Below are 14300 nucleotides of genomic sequence, written 5' to 3'. Positions count from 1 at the left end.
CTTCAAGAGCGCAGCGCGTCAGGCTTTGGCCGACCGCACACTCAACAGCATAGTCGCGGCCAAGATGCCAACCACCACACCCAGCGAGACACCCACTGGAATCTTGAACACATCGATCAAGCACATCTTCGTGCCGATGAACACCAGGATCACAGCCAGACCGTAGTTGAGCAGGTGGAACTTGTTGGCCACTGCCGCCAGCAAGAAATACATGGCACGCAAACCCAGGATCGCGAACACGTTGCTGGTCAGCACGATGAAGGGGTCTGAAGTGATCGCAAAAATTGCCGGGATCGAATCCACCGCAAAGATCACATCGGTCAAGGCGATCAGACAGATCACCATGAACAAGGGGGTGGCGATTTTTTTACCATTTTCGATGGTCCAGAATTTTTCACCGTCGTAGTTTTTACTGACGGGCAAGACCTTGCGCAACAACTTGAGCGCCGGGTTGTCTTCCAGATCAGGTTCTTTGCCAGCAGCCCACCACATCTTGACACCCGTGAGGATCAGGAAAGCACCGAACACATAGAGCACCCAATGGAACTCGGACAGCAACCAACCGCCCACCAAAATCATGATGGTGCGCAGCACGATAGCACCGATGATGCCGATCATGAGCACACGCTTTTGGAAATTGCTGGGTACGGCAAAGTAAGTGAAGATCATCAGGAAGACAAAGATGTTGTCCACCGCCAATGATTTTTCAATCAGGTAACCGGTCAGGAATTCCAGCGATTTGGTGTTGGCAAGCTCCACCGAACCGGTGGTGTCCTTGATGGCCCACCAGAACAGCCCGTTGAACAAAAAGCTCAGCGCAATCCAGATCAGCGACCAATTGAGCGCTTCCTTGACACCAATGTCGTGGGCACCTTGCTTTTTCAGCACCACAAAATCCACGAACAGCGACACCAGAACGATGGCCACAAAGGTGGCCCAGAGCCACAGGGGGGCAACGGTTTCCATGAAATACCTCTTTGTTATTGAAGACACACATCAGCAGGACCGAGCCATAAACTGGCTTACAGATAGTTTCTCGCCACTTGAACTTCAGGTCCTTTTGAAGGTCTCTATTTTTACTGAATAAAATTACTTTTAATTCCTAAAAAACAAGAGTGTCAGACTGAATTTTCTTTCTGTTTTCTAATGCCGAGCATCGGCAACATGCCTGCATCGACCCACTGGACATGTCATGCCTGTATTCGACAACTTTCGGGCCTCCCTGAAAAAAGCATTGCCCACCCGCGAATCCCTAGCCCAACACACTTGGTTGCGTCCAGTCGCACATCACCTGCTGCAGCCACATCTGTGGCGCTTGCAACATGAATCGGTGGCAAGAGGCGTGGCCATTGGTACCTTTTGGGCGTTCGTGATTCCCTTGGGTCAGACTTTTGTCGCCGCAGCCCACTGTACTTGGTGGCGTGGCAACATCCCTGCGGCAGCGGTCATGACCATGCTGACCAACCCACTTACTTTCGGCTTTTGGCTGTGGCTGGCTTATCCGGTCGGTCATTTTTTCATGGGAGAGACCCTGCCGGCACCAGCCTTACCCAATTCAAGCTGGACCAGCAGTTTGCAAGAAGTCGGTGCCCCGGTGTTGTTGGGTATGGGTATTTTTGGTGTGGGCGGCGGCGCACTGTCTTATTTGCTGGTGAAACTCGGGTGGCGTCTGCGCGTGGCCGTCAGACGCCAACGCTCCAACTCGGGCAAATCACAGCCCTTTTGAGGGTAAAAACTTCAAAAAAAAATCGCCAGATCCTTGCGGGTGCTGGCGATTTTTCATGCAGCAGTTGCTGCTGGATTTACTTCTTGTCGCTGAAGTAGCCCGAGGTCACTTTCCAGCGGCCGTCGGTGATCTGCGACATGCGCGAAGCGTTGCTGCCCAAGCGCTTGGTGGCGGTGAAGGTCATCTCGCCAGTGCCGAAAATATCGGGTGGGATCACCATGGTGTCCATGGCTTTGATGATGCTTTCGGTGGTCACGTTGTTGCCGGACTTCTCGACCGCACGCAAGAACGAATCGATGGCGTTGTAACCATAAACCGAGAACACGGTTGGATCTTCGTTGAACTTGGTCTTGTACTTGTTGGCCCAGAAACGGATGGGCTGAGCGGCCTCGTCCAGATAGGGGTGCTGGGTCGACATGGTGGCGTAGAAACCATTCATGGCAGGACCGCCCAACTTGTGGATCAGGTCGGTATAAGCTGCACTCGAACCCAGGAAAGTGGGGTTGAAGCCCAAGCGGCGCGCGGTGGCAATGCCGCCAATGGTTTCACGGATGATGGTGCCCATGACCACAAAGTCGCACTTGGACGAGGCCAGCTTTTGCATCTGCGATGCAAAGTCGGTCGCGCCGCGCTTGTAGGTGGTGACTTCCGCGAACTGCATGCCCATGGTTTTGAGGCCAGCCTCGGCACCGCGGAACACTTCCAGACCGAATTCGTCGTCCTGGTGCATCGCGCAGATTTGCTTGGCGTTCTTTTCCTTGACCAGGATCGGCACACCCAGACGCATCTGGTCGTAGTAGGTGGCGGCAAACGAGTACTTGAGCTTGTGGAAGGGCTCGTACATTTCACGCGCGGCCGTGACGGGGAAGAAGTTGATCACGTTCTTCTGGAACTGAACAGGCATGGCCGCCATGTTTTGCGCGGTTCCGATGTGGCCGATCATGGCGAAAATCTTGTCCTGGTTAACCAGCTTTTGTGCGGCCAGCACGGCGCGGCGGGGGTCATAGGCCGAGTCTTCGACCAGCAGCTTGAACTTGCGGCCATTGATGCCGCCTTGCTCGTTGGCTTCGTCCACGCGCAGCATCATGCCCAGGCGCACCTGCTTGCCAAAGCCGGCCAGCGGGCCCGACAAATCCTGGATGGAGCCGAGCACGACTTCGTTTTTGGACACGCCTTGCGTCTGGGCCATGGCCGCGCCAGCGGTCAGGGCCATCGCAGCGGCGACGAGGCTGAGTTTGATTTTCATGTTGCAGGTCTCCTGTTGTAGAAAAGGGTGAGGTGAATCAGCGGTACATCGCCTCGATCTGGGGCGCGTATTTGTTCTCGACCAGTTTGCGCTTGAGCTTCATGGTCGGGGTCAGTTCTTCGTCTTCGGCCGTCAGTTGGGTGTCGAGCAGCCAGAATTTCTTGATCTGCTCCACGCGGGCAAACTTCTTGTTCACGCGGTCCACTTCGGCCTGGATCAGGGCCTGCACCTCGGCGCTGTGCGTGAGGCTGGCGTAGTTGGAGAAGGGCACGTCGTTGTCCTGCGCGTATTTCTCCACGTTTTCCTGGTCGATCATGATGATCACGGTCAAATAAGCCCGCTTGTCGCCAATCACCACCGCATCGGTGACGTAGGGCGAGAATTTCAGTTCATTTTCCAGCTCACTCGGGGTGATGTTCTTGCCCCCGGCTGTGATGATGATGTCTTTCATGCGATCGGTGATGCGGAAAAACCCTTCCTCGTCCACCACGCCCACGTCGCCCGTGTGCAGCCAACCATCGGCATCGATGGTCTCGGCGGTTTTTTCGGGCAGGTTCAGGTAACCCATGAACACATTGGGGCCGCGTACCAAAATTTCACTGGTCACCGGGTCCAGACGCATTTCGTTGTACTCGGCGGCCGGGCCAATCGAGCCGGGCTTGATCCGGTCAGCGGGCACACCCGTGGATGCACCGCAGGTCTCGGTCATGCCCCAGACTTCGAGCATGGGCAAGCCCAGCGCCAGATACCAGCGCACCAGATCCGGGGAAATGGGGGCCGCACCCGTCACCAAAAAGCGTGCGCGGTGGATGCCGATCATCTTGCGCACGTTGTTGAGCGCCAACAAACGCGCCACATGAAAGCGCAGCTTGAGGCTGGCGGGCACTGGCTTTTGTGCCAGCACCAAATCGGCCACTTGCTGGCCCACGCCAATGGACCAGCCGTAGACCGCTTGCTGTAAGCCGCCCGCTTCCTTGAGCGCGATCATCACGCCCGAGTAGAACTTTTCCCACACACGGGGCACGGCGGTGAACACGGTGGGCGCGATTTCGCGCACGTTTTCGGGCACGGTTTCAGGGTTCTCGACAAAGTTGAGCTTGGCCCCGGTGTACATCGAGAAATACTCGCCACCCATGCGCTCGGCGATGTGGCACAGCGGCAAGAAGCACATGCACTCGTCGCGCTCGTCGCGGGCAATCAAGGTGTTGTAGCCGCGCACGGTGTAGACCAAACCGTGGTGGCTGTGCATGCCGCCCTTGGGTTTGCCGGTGGTGCCCGAGGTGTAGACCAAGATGGCCAAATCTTCCGGTTTGCAGGCAGCGCTGCGCTGCATGAGCATGTCGGGGTGTTGCTGGGCATGTTCGCGGCCCAAGGCTTGCAGCTGTTTGAGGCTGATCACCATAGGGTCGTGGAAGTCGCGCAAACCGTCCATGTCGAAGACGACGATTTTTTGCAACAAGGGCAAGGTCTCGCGCACGGCCAGGGCCTTGTCGAGCTGCTCATCGTCTTCGACAAACAGCACGCGGGTGCCCGAGTCTTCGCACAGGTAATGCACCTGCTCGGCCGCGTCGGTCGGGTAAATGCCGTTGGACACGCCGCCCGCGCTCAGCACAGCCAGGTCGCACAGCACCCATTCGATGTTGGTGTTGGACAGGATGGAGGCGGTGTGCCGCGCCTCAAAGCCCAGCGCCATCAGGCCGTGGCCGATCTCGCGCACGGCTTGTGCGGTCTCGTTCCAGGTCCAGCTGCGCCAGATGCCCAAGTCTTTTTGGCGCATCCAGACATTCGGGCCGCGAGCGGCCACCGCGTTCCAGAAAATGGCGGGGATGGTCTCGCCCGCCATGACGACATTTTTTTGCGGCGCGATGCCGGAGGTGTCCCAGAGTTGGCTCATGTCTTATCTCCAGGTTTTCTTCTTTTTCCAGCGGCGGTCAGCGCGCACGCCTTCTTCCTTCATGCCCAAGTAGAACTCCTTGATGTCGTCCTTTTCACGCAAACGGGCGCAGCTGTCTTCCATGACGATGCGGCCGTTTTCCAGCACATAACCGTAGTCCGAGGCGTTGAGGGCCATGTTGGCGTTTTGCTCGACCAGCAAGATGGTGGTGCCACGCTCGCGGTTGATGCGCACCACGATCTCGAAGATTTCCTTGGTCAGTTTTGGGGACAGGCCCAAGCTGGGTTCGTCCAGCAAGATCAGATCGGGGTTGGCCATCAGCGCCCGGCTGATCGCCAGCATCTGCTGCTGCCCACCCGAGAGCAAGCCTGCGTCTTGCGCAGCGCGCTCGCGCAGGATGGGGAAGTAGTTGTACACGGCTTCCATGTCGCGCGCCACGCCATCGCGGTCCTTGCGGGTGAAGGCGCCCATGAGCAGGTTGTCGCGAATCGACAGCAGCGGAAACACCTCGCGCCCTTCGGGCACATGCATCAGGCCGCGCTGCACGATGATGGCCGGGTCTTGCGCTGTGATGCTTTGGCCCTTGAACTCGATCGAGCCCTTGCGCGGGTCGATGATGCCGCTGATGGTTTTGAGGATGGTGGTCTTGCCCGCGCCGTTGGAGCCTAGCACGGTGGCGATTTCGCCTTGGCGCACCTGCAGGCTCACGCCACGGATGGCCTTGATCGGGCCGTAGGCACTCTCGACGTTGAGCAGCTTGAGCATCACGTTGTCCGCTGCGGTCGCTGCCGCTGTGTTCAGGCTTGCTGCGCTCATGCGGCACCTCCAGGCACATAGTTTTCGCGGCGCAGTCCCGACACATCGTCCACCGAGCCCAAATAGGCCTCGATCACACCCGGGTCGCTTTGCACCTGGCTGGGCGTGCCGGTGGCCAGTTCTTCGCCCTGGCTCATGGCCAGCACGCGGTCCGAGACTTTGGACACCAGGCTCATGTCGTGCTCGACCATGAGCACGGTGATGCCCAGCTCGTTTTTGATATCCGAAATCCAGAACGCCATGTCCTCGGTTTCTTCGACATTCAGGCCTGACGACGGCTCGTCGAGCAGCAGCAATTTCGGCTCGGTGCACAAGGCCCGCGCCAGCTCGACCACTTTGCGCACGCCATACGGCAGGCCCGCCACCATCGAGTCGCGGTGGTGTTGCAGGTCCAGAAAATCGATGACCTCTTCGACCTTTTCACGCGCCTCGATCTCGGCCGCACGGGTTTTGCTGCTGAAGAACATCTCGCTCCAGACGCCCGTCTTTCGGTGCGTGTGGCGGCCAATCAGCAGGTTTTGCAGCACGGTGGCGTGCTCGAACAATTCAATGTTCTGAAACGTGCGGGCAATACCCAGGCCTGCAATCTGGTGCGGCTGCTGGTCGGTCAGGCGCAGCGTGCCTTGTGGCCCAGCGTAGTCGATCACGCCCGTGGTGGGCGTGTAAATGCGGCTGATCAGGTTGAACACGGTGGTCTTGCCTGCACCGTTGGGGCCGATCAGGGTGAAGACCTCGCCGCGCTTGACGTCGAAGCTGACCTTGTTCACGGCCAGCACGCCGCCAAAGCGCACGCTCAGGTCTTGTGCGGATAAAAGGATGTCTGCGTTCATTTCAGGCGGTCCGACTTCTGGAACGATTTCTGGCGCTTGAACAGGCCACGGCGGTAAAACGGGAACAACTGGAACCAGGTGCGCACCTTGAGCCAGCGGCCATACAGGCCCATGGGCTCAAACAACACAAAGGCGATCAACACCATGCCGTAGACCGTGCCCTGCAAGCCAGCTGCACCGCCAATGGCGGCTGGCAAAAAGTCTTTGCCCAGCGCAATCAGTTGTGGCATCACAATCAGGAAGATCGCGCCCAAAAACGCCCCGTGGATTGAGCCCAAGCCGCCAATCACCACCATCAAGAGCAAGTCAATCGACTGGATGATGCTGAACTGCTCGGGTGAGAGGAACTGGATTTTGTGCGCGTACAAAGCGCCGCCAATGCCCGCCAATGCGGCCGACAAGGCAAACGACAAGGTCTTGTACCGCGCCAGGTGGATGCCCATGCTTTGCGCCGAAATTTCGGAGTCACGGATGGCCACAAAAGCGCGGCCCGTGGACGAGCGCAGCAGGTTGACGATGGCCAGCGTGGCCCCCACCGTCACCACCAGGCAAAGGAAGTAAAACTCTTCGGTGCTGTCCAGTGTCCAGCCGCCCAGTGTGGGGTAGGTGACCATCAGGCCCGCATTGCCGCCCGTGACGCTTTCCCAGCGGGCCATGCCCTCTTCGACAATAAAGCCGAAAGCCAGTGTGGCCATGCCGAGGTAAATGCCTTTGACGCGCAGCGCAGGCAGGCCCACGATCACGCCCGCAATGGCCGAGAACACGCCCGCACACACCAGCGCCAGCGGAAACGGCACCCCGGCATTGACCATGACAGCCTGGGTGTAAGCCCCCACGCCCAAAAACGCAGCATGGCCCAGCGAGAACAAGCCCGTGAAACCCGCCAGCAGCATCAGGCCCAGGCCCACCACCGCGTAGATCAGCACAAAGGTCAGCTGCGCCAGCCAGTACTCTGGCACGGCCCAGGGTGCCACCACCAAAAAGATGGCCAGCAAGCTGTACCAGAACACATGGCCGCCGTGTTTGGCCAGGGTGATGTCCTGGTTGTATTCGGTTTTGAAGATGAAACGCATGCCGGAGCCTCAGACTTTCTTGCGCAGTTGCTCGCCGAACAAGCCATTGGGCTTGAGCACCAGCATGAGCAACACCACGATGTAGGGCGCGATGTCCTTGAAACCTTCGGGCAAATAAAAGCCCGAAAGCGACTCGACGATGCCGATCACCAGACCGCCCACGATGGCACCGGGCAAGCTGCCAAAGCCCCCCACCACCGCAGCCGGAAAGGCTTTGAGGCCAATGAAGCCCATGTTGGCGTGCACAAAGGTGATGGGTGCCAGGAGCAGACCGGCCACCGCCGCCACACCGGCCGCCAGCCCCCAGACCAGGCCGTTGATGCGCTTGACCGGGATGCCCATGTAATAAGCGGCCAACTGGTTTTGCGAGGCCGCCTGCATGGCGATGCCCAGCTTGCTGTACTTGAACATGGCAAACAGGCCCAGGCACAAGATGCCGGTGGCGCCAATCACCACCATTTGCTCGGCCGCGATCACCAAGCCACCCAGGCGCAACACCTCACCCGCATAGGGCACGGGCATGGTGTGGGTGTCGGTGCCCACATCGGGGATCATGGTGATCAGGCCGCGCAGCACATAGCCGACACCAATGGTCAGCATGACGATGGAAAAAGCCGGTTGCCCCAGGATGGGGCGAATGACCAGGCGCTCGACCAAGACACCAAAAATGCCCATGGCCACGATGGCTGCGGGCACCGCAATCCAGAAGGGAAAACCCAGCAGCGTCATGGCGGCCAGGCCCGAAAAAGCCCCCACCATCATCAGGTCGCCCTGGGCAAAGCTCACCGTTTCGGTGGCCTTGTAAATCAGCACAAAACCCAGGGCAATGAGTCCGTAAATACAGCCCTGGGCCACACCGCTGATCAGCAGTTGCAGCAATTGCACACCTGTCTCCTCTTGGTTCTGTCAAGCCGAGTCCGCTGAGCTGGGCCGGGCACTGTTTCAGCACCGTGCAAAGCATTTGCGAACGACCGTGCGATTATGTCTGTCTTACACGAGACTTTCCCTAGGGGTTGTCCCCCATTCGAACTCACACACAAGGCTTCAATATCCCTTCATGACAAATGCCATACGCATCGGATCCGGGCTCGGGTTCTACGGGGACAACTGGGAGCCCGTGGTCGCCAGCATCGAACGCGGCCAGGTGCAATTCATCGCCAGTGACCACCTGGCCGAATTGACCCTGGCCATCTTGCAAAAAGACCGCCAACGCGACCCCACACTGGGTTACGCCCGCGATGTGCTGCCCATGCTTTTGCGCCTGTGGCCTTTACAGATCTGGGCGCGCATGGTGCTGCACACGCCCTCCAAAGCCGTGGCCGATGGCTTTGGCAGATTGTTCCCCTGGATGGCTTTGAGCGGCCAGGCCTAAACCTGCGGCTTTCAGGGCATGAACAGCGCCAGCGCTTTGCTGGGCATTTGGCCCACCTTGATTCCGCGCGACCGAGTTCAAGTGCGTGTTGACATTCTGGAGCCCGGCGCATGACCATCGCACCTCTTGTGAAGAATCCCTTGGCCCGCATCGCCCATGCCCGCAGAGGCGGCAAAGCCGATTGGGTGGACTTTGTGGCCTGTTTGCCTGGAACGAGGCGGGCTATCGCCTCCTGGAACGCGAAGTCACAGCAGCCAAAGTGCAGGCGCACTTTGCGACTTGGCTCCCGGGCCAGGCGGACGCCTGGCCTTTGCCCAACATTCTGACCCTGAAGTTCGTGCTGCACGGCGCTTTGCAAGGCGGCGGCGCACGCAACCTGCGCCTGGACAACCTGGGCAAAGCCATGGGCGCGGCGCTCTTGCGCCTGGAAATCGAAGTCAGTGCAGAGGAACTTGAGCAGGCACAAAAAAGCCCCCGAAGGGGCTGGTGGCCAGAGGTGACATCGCCCCGGACTTGATCCGGGGTCCAGGCTTCAAACGCGCTCGATGATCAGCGCAATGCCTTGGCCCACGCCGATGCACATGGTGCACAGCGCATAGCGGCCAGCGGTTTGCTGCAGGCGGTTGATGGCGGTGGTGGCCAAGCGGGCACCGGATGCACCCAGCGGGTGACCCAAGGCAATCGCGCCGCCCCAGGCGTTCACGCGGGCGTCGTCGTCTTTCAGGCCCAACATGCGCAACACGGCCAGGCCTTGCGCGGCAAAGGCTTCGTTCAGTTCGATCACGTCCATGTGGTCGATGGTCAGGCCGGTTTGCGCCAGCACCTTGAGCGTGGCGGGCGCTGGGCCAATGCCCATGACGCGTGGGGCGACACCTGCCGTGGCCATGCCCACAATGCGGGCTTTGGGCGTCAAGCCGTTTTTGGCAGCGGTGGCTTCGTCGGCCAGCAACAAAGCGCAAGCGCCGTCGTTCACGCCCGAGGCATTGCCTGCGGTCACGGTGCCGTCCGGGCGCACCACGCCTTTGAGCTTGGCCAACGCTTCGAGGCTGGTTTCGCGGGGGTGTTCGTCGGTGTCCACCATGATCGCGTCGCCCTTTTTCTGGGGAATGCTCACACCCACAATTTCGCGAGCCAGATGACCGGCCTTGATGGCGGCCACGGCGCGCAGTTGGCTGTTGTAGGCCATCAGATCTTGCGCTTCGCGCTCAATCTTGTAATCGGTGGCCACGTTTTCGGCCGTCTCGGGCATGGAGTCCACGCCGAACTGGGCCTTCATCAGCTTGTTGATGAAGCGCCAGCCAATGGTGGTGTCGTACACGGCGTTGTTGCGGCTAAAAGCCGTTTCGGCCTTGGGCATGACAAACGGGGCGCGGCTCATGCTTTCCACGCCACCGGCGATCATCAAACCAGCTTCACCGGCCTTGATGGCGCGCGCGGCGGTGCCAATGGCATCCAGTCCTGAGCCGCACAGGCGGTTGATGGTCGCACCGGGCACGTCAATCGGCAAACCCGCCAGCAAGCTGGCCATGTGAGCCACGTTGCGGTTGTCTTCACCCGCCTGATTCGCGCAGCCGTACAGCACATCGGTCACGGCGGCCCAGTCCACGTTGGGGTTGCGCGCCATCAGGGCACGCAGGGGCACCGCGCCCAGGTCGTCGGTGCGCACGCTGCTCAAGGCACCGCCGTAGCGGCCAAAGGGGGTACGGATCGCGTCGCAAATGTAGGCTTGGTTCATTGTTGTCTCTTGAAGGTGGGAGGATTGTCTGCGTTTAACATGCAGTGTTGAGCTGACTTTTTCATTTTATGCCATTCACCGACCGATCGGTCGGTTTTTCCTCTGAACCATGTTGATCCAACCTTCTCAAGCCGATGTGCGGCGCTTTTTTTGTGGTGTCTACGCCAAAGCCCGCACGACTGCAACGCTCGAACCCATGGAAATGCTGGTCAGCCAGTGGATCGATGAGCACCCCGAATACCACGCCGAATTGGCGGATTTGGACGCCGCACTCTCCAGAATGCACCAAGCCGACCCCCACCGGGAAAACCCCTTTTTGCACCTCTCGATGCACCTGTCCATCAGCGAACAATGCAGCATCGACCAACCCCGGGGCATTCGCCAGGCGGTGGAACTGCTCACGCACCGACTCAACTCGCTGCACGACGCGCACCACCGGGCCATGGAATGCCTGGGACGCATGGTCCACGAAAGTCAGCTTTCAGGTCGCATGCCAGATGGCGCCGCCTACATTGACTGCGTGCAACGACACGCCACCCAAGACTGAAGCGCAGCCCCACTCGAACAACACGAACAAACAACAAAAAACCCGCCAAGGCGGGTTTTTTGTGGGGCATCAGGCTCAGCCCAGCCAGTTCAGCGGAACTTGGACTGGGGCACAACTTTCATGTCGCCATCCAAAGAACCAATGTAAGAGGCCATGGCTTTCAGTTCTGCATTGGAGAACTGCTTGGCAATGCCGCCCATCACGCCGTTGTTGCGGCCCCAAGTGGACTGGTTTTCGACTTTGTAGGACTTGAGCGCCACAAACAGGAAGTCTTTGTGCTGGCCTGCAATTTTGGGGTAGCTCGGGTCTATGGGCTTGGCGAAGTTGTCGCCGTGGCAAGAAATGCAAGCGCCCTTTTGCAACAAGGCAGCCACTTTGGCATCAGGTGCCTTGGGGGCTGTGGCCACAGGTTCGGTCTTGCCGTGCAATTCATAGTAAGCACCAAGATCGGCCATATCCTGATCGCTCAGGCTATCGGCAATGCCGCGCATGGTGGGGTGCTTGCGCTCACCTTTTTTGTAGGCATTGAGGGCGGACACAATGTATTTGGCGTTTTGGCCCGAGATCATGGGCACGCGATAGACCTCAGGGAAGCTGGCTTGGTAGCCTTTGATGCCATGGCAACCAATGCACATGGCAATTTTTTGCTCTGCAGCTTTGGCGTCGCCCTTGATCTCTTGGGCATGGGCAGATACAGCGGTCACAGAAGCGACAGCCAAGGCAAACATCGAGGTCAACAGCTGGTTCATTTTGCTTACACAATCCAAGTGATTGATAAAAATCAACTGCGGATTATATCGGGCTGGCCCTCATAATCCTGACAAGCCCCTTTCCCTTTTTTGAGAAGTTGACGCCATGAAATTCCAAGGTACCGAAAACTACGTCGCCACACCGGACCTGATGCTGGCCGTGAACGCCGCCATGACCCTCAAACGCCCCCTTTTGGTCAAGGGCGAACCCGGCACCGGCAAAACCATGCTGGCCGAAGAAGTGGCCGAAGCCTTGGGCTTGCCGCTGCTGCAGTGGCACATCAAATCAACCACCAAGGCCCAGCAAGGCCTCTACGAATACGACGCCGTCAGCCGTCTGCGCGACAGCCAACTGGGTGACGAAAAAGTCAAGGACATCGAGAACTACATCATCAAGGGCGTGCTGTGGCAAGCGTTCACTTCCGAAACGCCCGTGGCCATCCTGATCGACGAGATCGACAAGGCCGACATCGAATTCCCGAACGACCTGCTGCGCGAGATCGACCGCATGGAGTTCTATTGCTACGAGACGCGCCAGCTGATCAAGGCCAAGACCCGCCCGCTGGTGTTCATCACCTCCAACAATGAGAAAGAACTGCCCGACGCCTTTTTGCGCCGCTGCTTTTTCCACTACATCAAGTTCCCCGAAGCGGACACCATGCGCCAGATCGTGGATGTGCACTTCCCCACGCTCAAGAAAGACCTGCTGGCCCTGGCGCTCAAGACCTTTTACGACGTGCGCGGCCTGCCCGGCCTGAAGAAAAAGCCCTCGACCAGCGAACTGCTCGACTGGCTCAAACTATTGGTGGCGGAAGACATCCCGCTCGAAGCCTTGCAAAGCGCAGACCAAAAGGTGTCGGTGCCACCGCTGGTGGGCGCCTTGCTCAAGAACGAGCAGGACGTGACCCTGTTTGAAAAGCTGGTCTTCATGAACCAGCGTAACCGCTGAGACATGCCAGATGAGCTCCCCCAACCCCTTCCTTGAAGGCATTTCGGATGCCGTAGGCTTTGTCGGCGGTGCCTTGGCCGGTTACTGGGCTGGCCAATGGCTGGGTCTGAATATTTTCAGCGCCGGCTATGACAACGCCAGCATCGGCGGCATTTTGTTGGTGGGCCTGGGCGGTGGCGCAGGTCTGCACTTGGCGCGCTTTTGGCGCAGCAAACAAAAAGCCAAAGACACCGACCCATCATGAATCACTGGATCGCGCCCATGTCGCTCTCAGGTCAGCACGTTCAGCTCGTGCCTTTGTCACACGAGCACCGCGATGACCTGGCCGAAGCCGTGCGCGACGGCGATTTATGGAACCACTGGTACACCGCCATCCCCACGCCCGAAGGCATGGCAGCCGAAATCACCCGCCGCCTGGACTTGCAGGCCAAGGGCAGCATGTGCCCGTTTGCCGTGATCGACCCGGCAACTGGCCAGGCCGTGGGCATGACCACCTTCATGAACATCGACGCGGCCAACCGCCGGGTGGAAATTGGCTCCACCTGGTACCGCCAAAGCGTGCAGCGCACACCGCTGAACACCCAAGCCAAACGCTTGCTACTGGCCCATGCCTTTGAGCACCTCAACTGCATCGCGGTGGAGTTCCGCACGCATTTCTTCAACCAGCAAAGCCGCCGAGCCATCGAGCGCCTGGGCGCCAAGCTCGACGGCGTGCTGCGCAGCCACCAGATCAACCCGCACTCATCGGGCGCTGGCGCACTGCGGGACACTTGCGTGTACAGCATCATCGCCAGCGAATGGCCCAATGTGAAAACGCATCTGGATTACCAGTTGTGCCGTCATAGTGCGTGAACCATCATGAACAACCACATATTGCTTGAATTACTGGAATACAAATCTTGGGCCGACCAGGAACTGATGCACTGTCTGTGTGAAAACCAAGATCGGTTGGAGCCTGAAATGTTGAAAAAAACTGTTCGCCTGATGAATCACATTCATGTTGTGGACTGTATTTTTGCAGCGCACTTGACTGGACAAAAGCAAACCTTCACCAGCACCAACACCGATGCAACGCCAGAACCCGAAGCACTGACTTGGGCGATGCAAGAAACCAATCAGGCCTTGCTGAAGAACCTTCAAAAATTGCATGAATCAGAAGCGCTGTCACGCATCCATTTCCAATTTACAGATGGCGACCCTGGATGCATGAACCCCACAGAAATGCTTTTGCATGTTGGTGTCCACAGCACTTATCACCGCGGACAGGTGAGTCAAATGCTCAAGGATGCAGGCATTGCACCGCCTCGGGAACTACTGACGCGCAAGCTGCATGCGCAAGAACCAGAACGCAGAAAGGTTTGAC

17 protein-coding genes are annotated in these 14300 nt (G+C 58.7%); 8 read left to right on the top strand and 9 right to left on the bottom strand.

What is annotated here, in order from left to right:
* Positions 1-18: 18 nt before the first annotated feature.
* The gene (locus AMM33_RS12015) at positions 19-966 is read right to left on the bottom strand and encodes a TerC family protein (RefSeq protein ID WP_090141572.1); all 948 of its coding nucleotides are present in this window, start codon (positions 964-966) and stop codon (positions 19-21) included.
* 226 nt (positions 967-1192) lie between these two features.
* On the opposite strand from AMM33_RS12015, the gene AMM33_RS12010 reads away from it, so the two are divergent.
* Positions 1193-1726 carry a DUF2062 domain-containing protein gene (locus tag AMM33_RS12010; protein ID WP_090141571.1) on the top strand — a complete coding sequence of 178 codons (534 nt, stop codon included), beginning with the start codon at positions 1193-1195 and terminating at the stop codon, positions 1724-1726.
* Between the two features lie 76 nt (positions 1727-1802).
* Here the strand turns inward: AMM33_RS12010 and AMM33_RS12005 are convergent, their stop codons facing one another.
* From AMM33_RS12005 to AMM33_RS11980, 6 genes are read right to left on the bottom strand one after another with little or no spacing between them, the layout of a single operon-like run.
* Positions 1803-2972, bottom strand: coding sequence for an ABC transporter substrate-binding protein (locus AMM33_RS12005; protein WP_090141570.1), 1170 nt, complete (start codon positions 2970-2972; stop codon positions 1803-1805).
* 37 nt (positions 2973-3009) lie between these two features.
* The gene (locus tag AMM33_RS12000; RefSeq protein WP_090141569.1) at positions 3010-4866 is read right to left on the bottom strand and encodes an AMP-dependent synthetase/ligase; all 1857 of its coding nucleotides are present in this window, start codon (positions 4864-4866) and stop codon (positions 3010-3012) included.
* Between the two features lie 3 nt (positions 4867-4869).
* On the bottom strand, positions 4870-5682 hold the full coding sequence (locus AMM33_RS11995; protein ID WP_090141568.1) for an ABC transporter ATP-binding protein: 813 nt from the start codon (positions 5680-5682) through the stop codon (positions 4870-4872).
* Complete coding sequence (locus AMM33_RS11990) at positions 5679-6512, bottom strand: ABC transporter ATP-binding protein (protein ID WP_090141567.1); 834 nt, start codon at positions 6510-6512, stop codon at positions 5679-5681. Before AMM33_RS11990 ends, AMM33_RS11995 begins: the two co-directional genes overlap by 4 nt.
* Complete coding sequence (locus AMM33_RS11985; RefSeq protein WP_090141566.1) at positions 6509-7585, bottom strand: branched-chain amino acid ABC transporter permease; 1077 nt, start codon at positions 7583-7585, stop codon at positions 6509-6511. The genes AMM33_RS11990 and AMM33_RS11985 overlap by 4 nt, the downstream gene beginning before the upstream one ends.
* Positions 7586-7594: 9 nt before the next feature.
* Positions 7595-8470 carry a branched-chain amino acid ABC transporter permease gene (locus AMM33_RS11980; protein ID WP_062407557.1) on the bottom strand — a complete coding sequence of 292 codons (876 nt, stop codon included), beginning with the start codon at positions 8468-8470 and terminating at the stop codon, positions 7595-7597.
* Between the two features lie 172 nt (positions 8471-8642).
* Here AMM33_RS11980 and AMM33_RS11975 point away from each other — a divergent pair, with 172 nt between their 5' ends.
* Together AMM33_RS11975 and AMM33_RS11970 are read left to right on the top strand one after the other, a co-directional pair.
* Positions 8643-8957 carry an acyclic terpene utilization AtuA family protein gene (locus AMM33_RS11975; protein ID WP_228768096.1) on the top strand — a complete coding sequence of 105 codons (315 nt, stop codon included), beginning with the start codon at positions 8643-8645 and terminating at the stop codon, positions 8955-8957.
* 181 nt (positions 8958-9138) lie between these two features.
* Positions 9139-9474, top strand: coding sequence for an AtuA-related protein (locus AMM33_RS11970; protein ID WP_228768095.1), 336 nt, complete (start codon positions 9139-9141; stop codon positions 9472-9474).
* A 15-nt stretch (positions 9475-9489) separates the two neighbouring features.
* Here the strand turns inward: AMM33_RS11970 and pcaF are convergent, their stop codons facing one another.
* Positions 9490-10692, bottom strand: a complete 1203-nt coding sequence (gene pcaF, locus AMM33_RS11965; protein WP_090141565.1) for a 3-oxoadipyl-CoA thiolase — start codon at positions 10690-10692, stop codon at positions 9490-9492.
* Positions 10693-10801: 109 nt separating this feature from the next.
* Here pcaF and AMM33_RS11960 point away from each other — a divergent pair, with 109 nt between their 5' ends.
* Positions 10802-11239 carry a DUF1841 family protein gene (locus AMM33_RS11960; protein WP_090141564.1) on the top strand — a complete coding sequence of 146 codons (438 nt, stop codon included), beginning with the start codon at positions 10802-10804 and terminating at the stop codon, positions 11237-11239.
* A gap of 89 nt (positions 11240-11328) precedes the next feature.
* Here AMM33_RS11960 and AMM33_RS11955 read toward each other — a convergent pair whose 3' ends face one another.
* Positions 11329-11988, bottom strand: a complete 660-nt coding sequence (locus AMM33_RS11955) for a c-type cytochrome (RefSeq protein WP_090141563.1) — start codon at positions 11986-11988, stop codon at positions 11329-11331.
* Between the two features lie 106 nt (positions 11989-12094).
* On the opposite strand from AMM33_RS11955, the gene AMM33_RS11950 reads away from it, so the two are divergent.
* Genes AMM33_RS11950 through AMM33_RS11935 form a run of 4 tightly spaced genes read left to right on the top strand, consistent with a single transcriptional unit; the run spans position 12095 to position 14299 of the window.
* Positions 12095-12937, top strand: coding sequence for an AAA family ATPase (locus AMM33_RS11950; RefSeq protein WP_090141562.1), 843 nt, complete (start codon positions 12095-12097; stop codon positions 12935-12937).
* A 10-nt stretch (positions 12938-12947) separates the two neighbouring features.
* Positions 12948-13181 carry a hypothetical protein gene (locus AMM33_RS11945; protein WP_090141561.1) on the top strand — a complete coding sequence of 78 codons (234 nt, stop codon included), beginning with the start codon at positions 12948-12950 and terminating at the stop codon, positions 13179-13181.
* On the top strand, positions 13178-13789 hold the full coding sequence (locus tag AMM33_RS11940; protein WP_090141560.1) for a GNAT family N-acetyltransferase: 612 nt from the start codon (positions 13178-13180) through the stop codon (positions 13787-13789). The genes AMM33_RS11945 and AMM33_RS11940 overlap by 4 nt, the downstream gene beginning before the upstream one ends.
* Before the next feature lie 6 nt (positions 13790-13795).
* Positions 13796-14299: a DinB family protein gene (locus AMM33_RS11935; RefSeq protein ID WP_090141559.1), complete on the top strand. Its 504-nt coding sequence runs from the start codon at positions 13796-13798 to the stop codon at positions 14297-14299.
* Position 14300 lies beyond the last annotated feature (1 nt).

Source organism: Limnohabitans sp. DM1 (genome assembly GCF_001269385.1).
GTDB lineage: Bacteria > Pseudomonadota > Gammaproteobacteria > Burkholderiales > Burkholderiaceae_C > Limnohabitans_A.
Note: the sequence above shows the minus strand (reverse complement) of the source record. Positions and strands in the feature narration are given on the sequence as shown.

Excerpts from the sequence above, each read along its gene's own strand:
- AMM33_RS12015 (WP_090141572.1), bottom strand. The coding sequence starts at position 966 with ATGGAAACCGTTGCCCCCCTGTGGCTCTGGGCCACCTTTGTGGCCATC.
- AMM33_RS12010 (WP_090141571.1), top strand. The coding sequence starts at position 1,193 with ATGCCTGTATTCGACAACTTTCGGGCCTCCCTGAAAAAAGCATTGCCC.
- AMM33_RS12005 (WP_090141570.1), bottom strand. The coding sequence starts at position 2,972 with ATGAAAATCAAACTCAGCCTCGTCGCCGCTGCGATGGCCCTGACCGCT.
- AMM33_RS12000 (WP_090141569.1), bottom strand. The coding sequence starts at position 4,866 with ATGAGCCAACTCTGGGACACCTCCGGCATCGCGCCGCAAAAAAATGTC.
- AMM33_RS11995 (WP_090141568.1), bottom strand. The coding sequence starts at position 5,682 with ATGAGCGCAGCAAGCCTGAACACAGCGGCAGCGACCGCAGCGGACAAC.
- AMM33_RS11990 (WP_090141567.1), bottom strand. The coding sequence starts at position 6,512 with ATGAACGCAGACATCCTTTTATCCGCACAAGACCTGAGCGTGCGCTTT.
- AMM33_RS11985 (WP_090141566.1), bottom strand. The coding sequence starts at position 7,585 with ATGCGTTTCATCTTCAAAACCGAATACAACCAGGACATCACCCTGGCC.
- AMM33_RS11975 (WP_228768096.1), top strand. The coding sequence starts at position 8,643 with ATGACAAATGCCATACGCATCGGATCCGGGCTCGGGTTCTACGGGGAC.
- pcaF (WP_090141565.1), bottom strand. The coding sequence starts at position 10,692 with ATGAACCAAGCCTACATTTGCGACGCGATCCGTACCCCCTTTGGCCGC.
- AMM33_RS11960 (WP_090141564.1), top strand. The coding sequence starts at position 10,802 with ATGTTGATCCAACCTTCTCAAGCCGATGTGCGGCGCTTTTTTTGTGGT.
- AMM33_RS11955 (WP_090141563.1), bottom strand. The coding sequence starts at position 11,988 with ATGAACCAGCTGTTGACCTCGATGTTTGCCTTGGCTGTCGCTTCTGTG.
- AMM33_RS11950 (WP_090141562.1), top strand. The coding sequence starts at position 12,095 with ATGAAATTCCAAGGTACCGAAAACTACGTCGCCACACCGGACCTGATG.
- AMM33_RS11945 (WP_090141561.1), top strand. The coding sequence starts at position 12,948 with ATGAGCTCCCCCAACCCCTTCCTTGAAGGCATTTCGGATGCCGTAGGC.
- AMM33_RS11940 (WP_090141560.1), top strand. The coding sequence starts at position 13,178 with ATGAATCACTGGATCGCGCCCATGTCGCTCTCAGGTCAGCACGTTCAG.
- AMM33_RS11935 (WP_090141559.1), top strand. The coding sequence starts at position 13,796 with ATGAACAACCACATATTGCTTGAATTACTGGAATACAAATCTTGGGCC.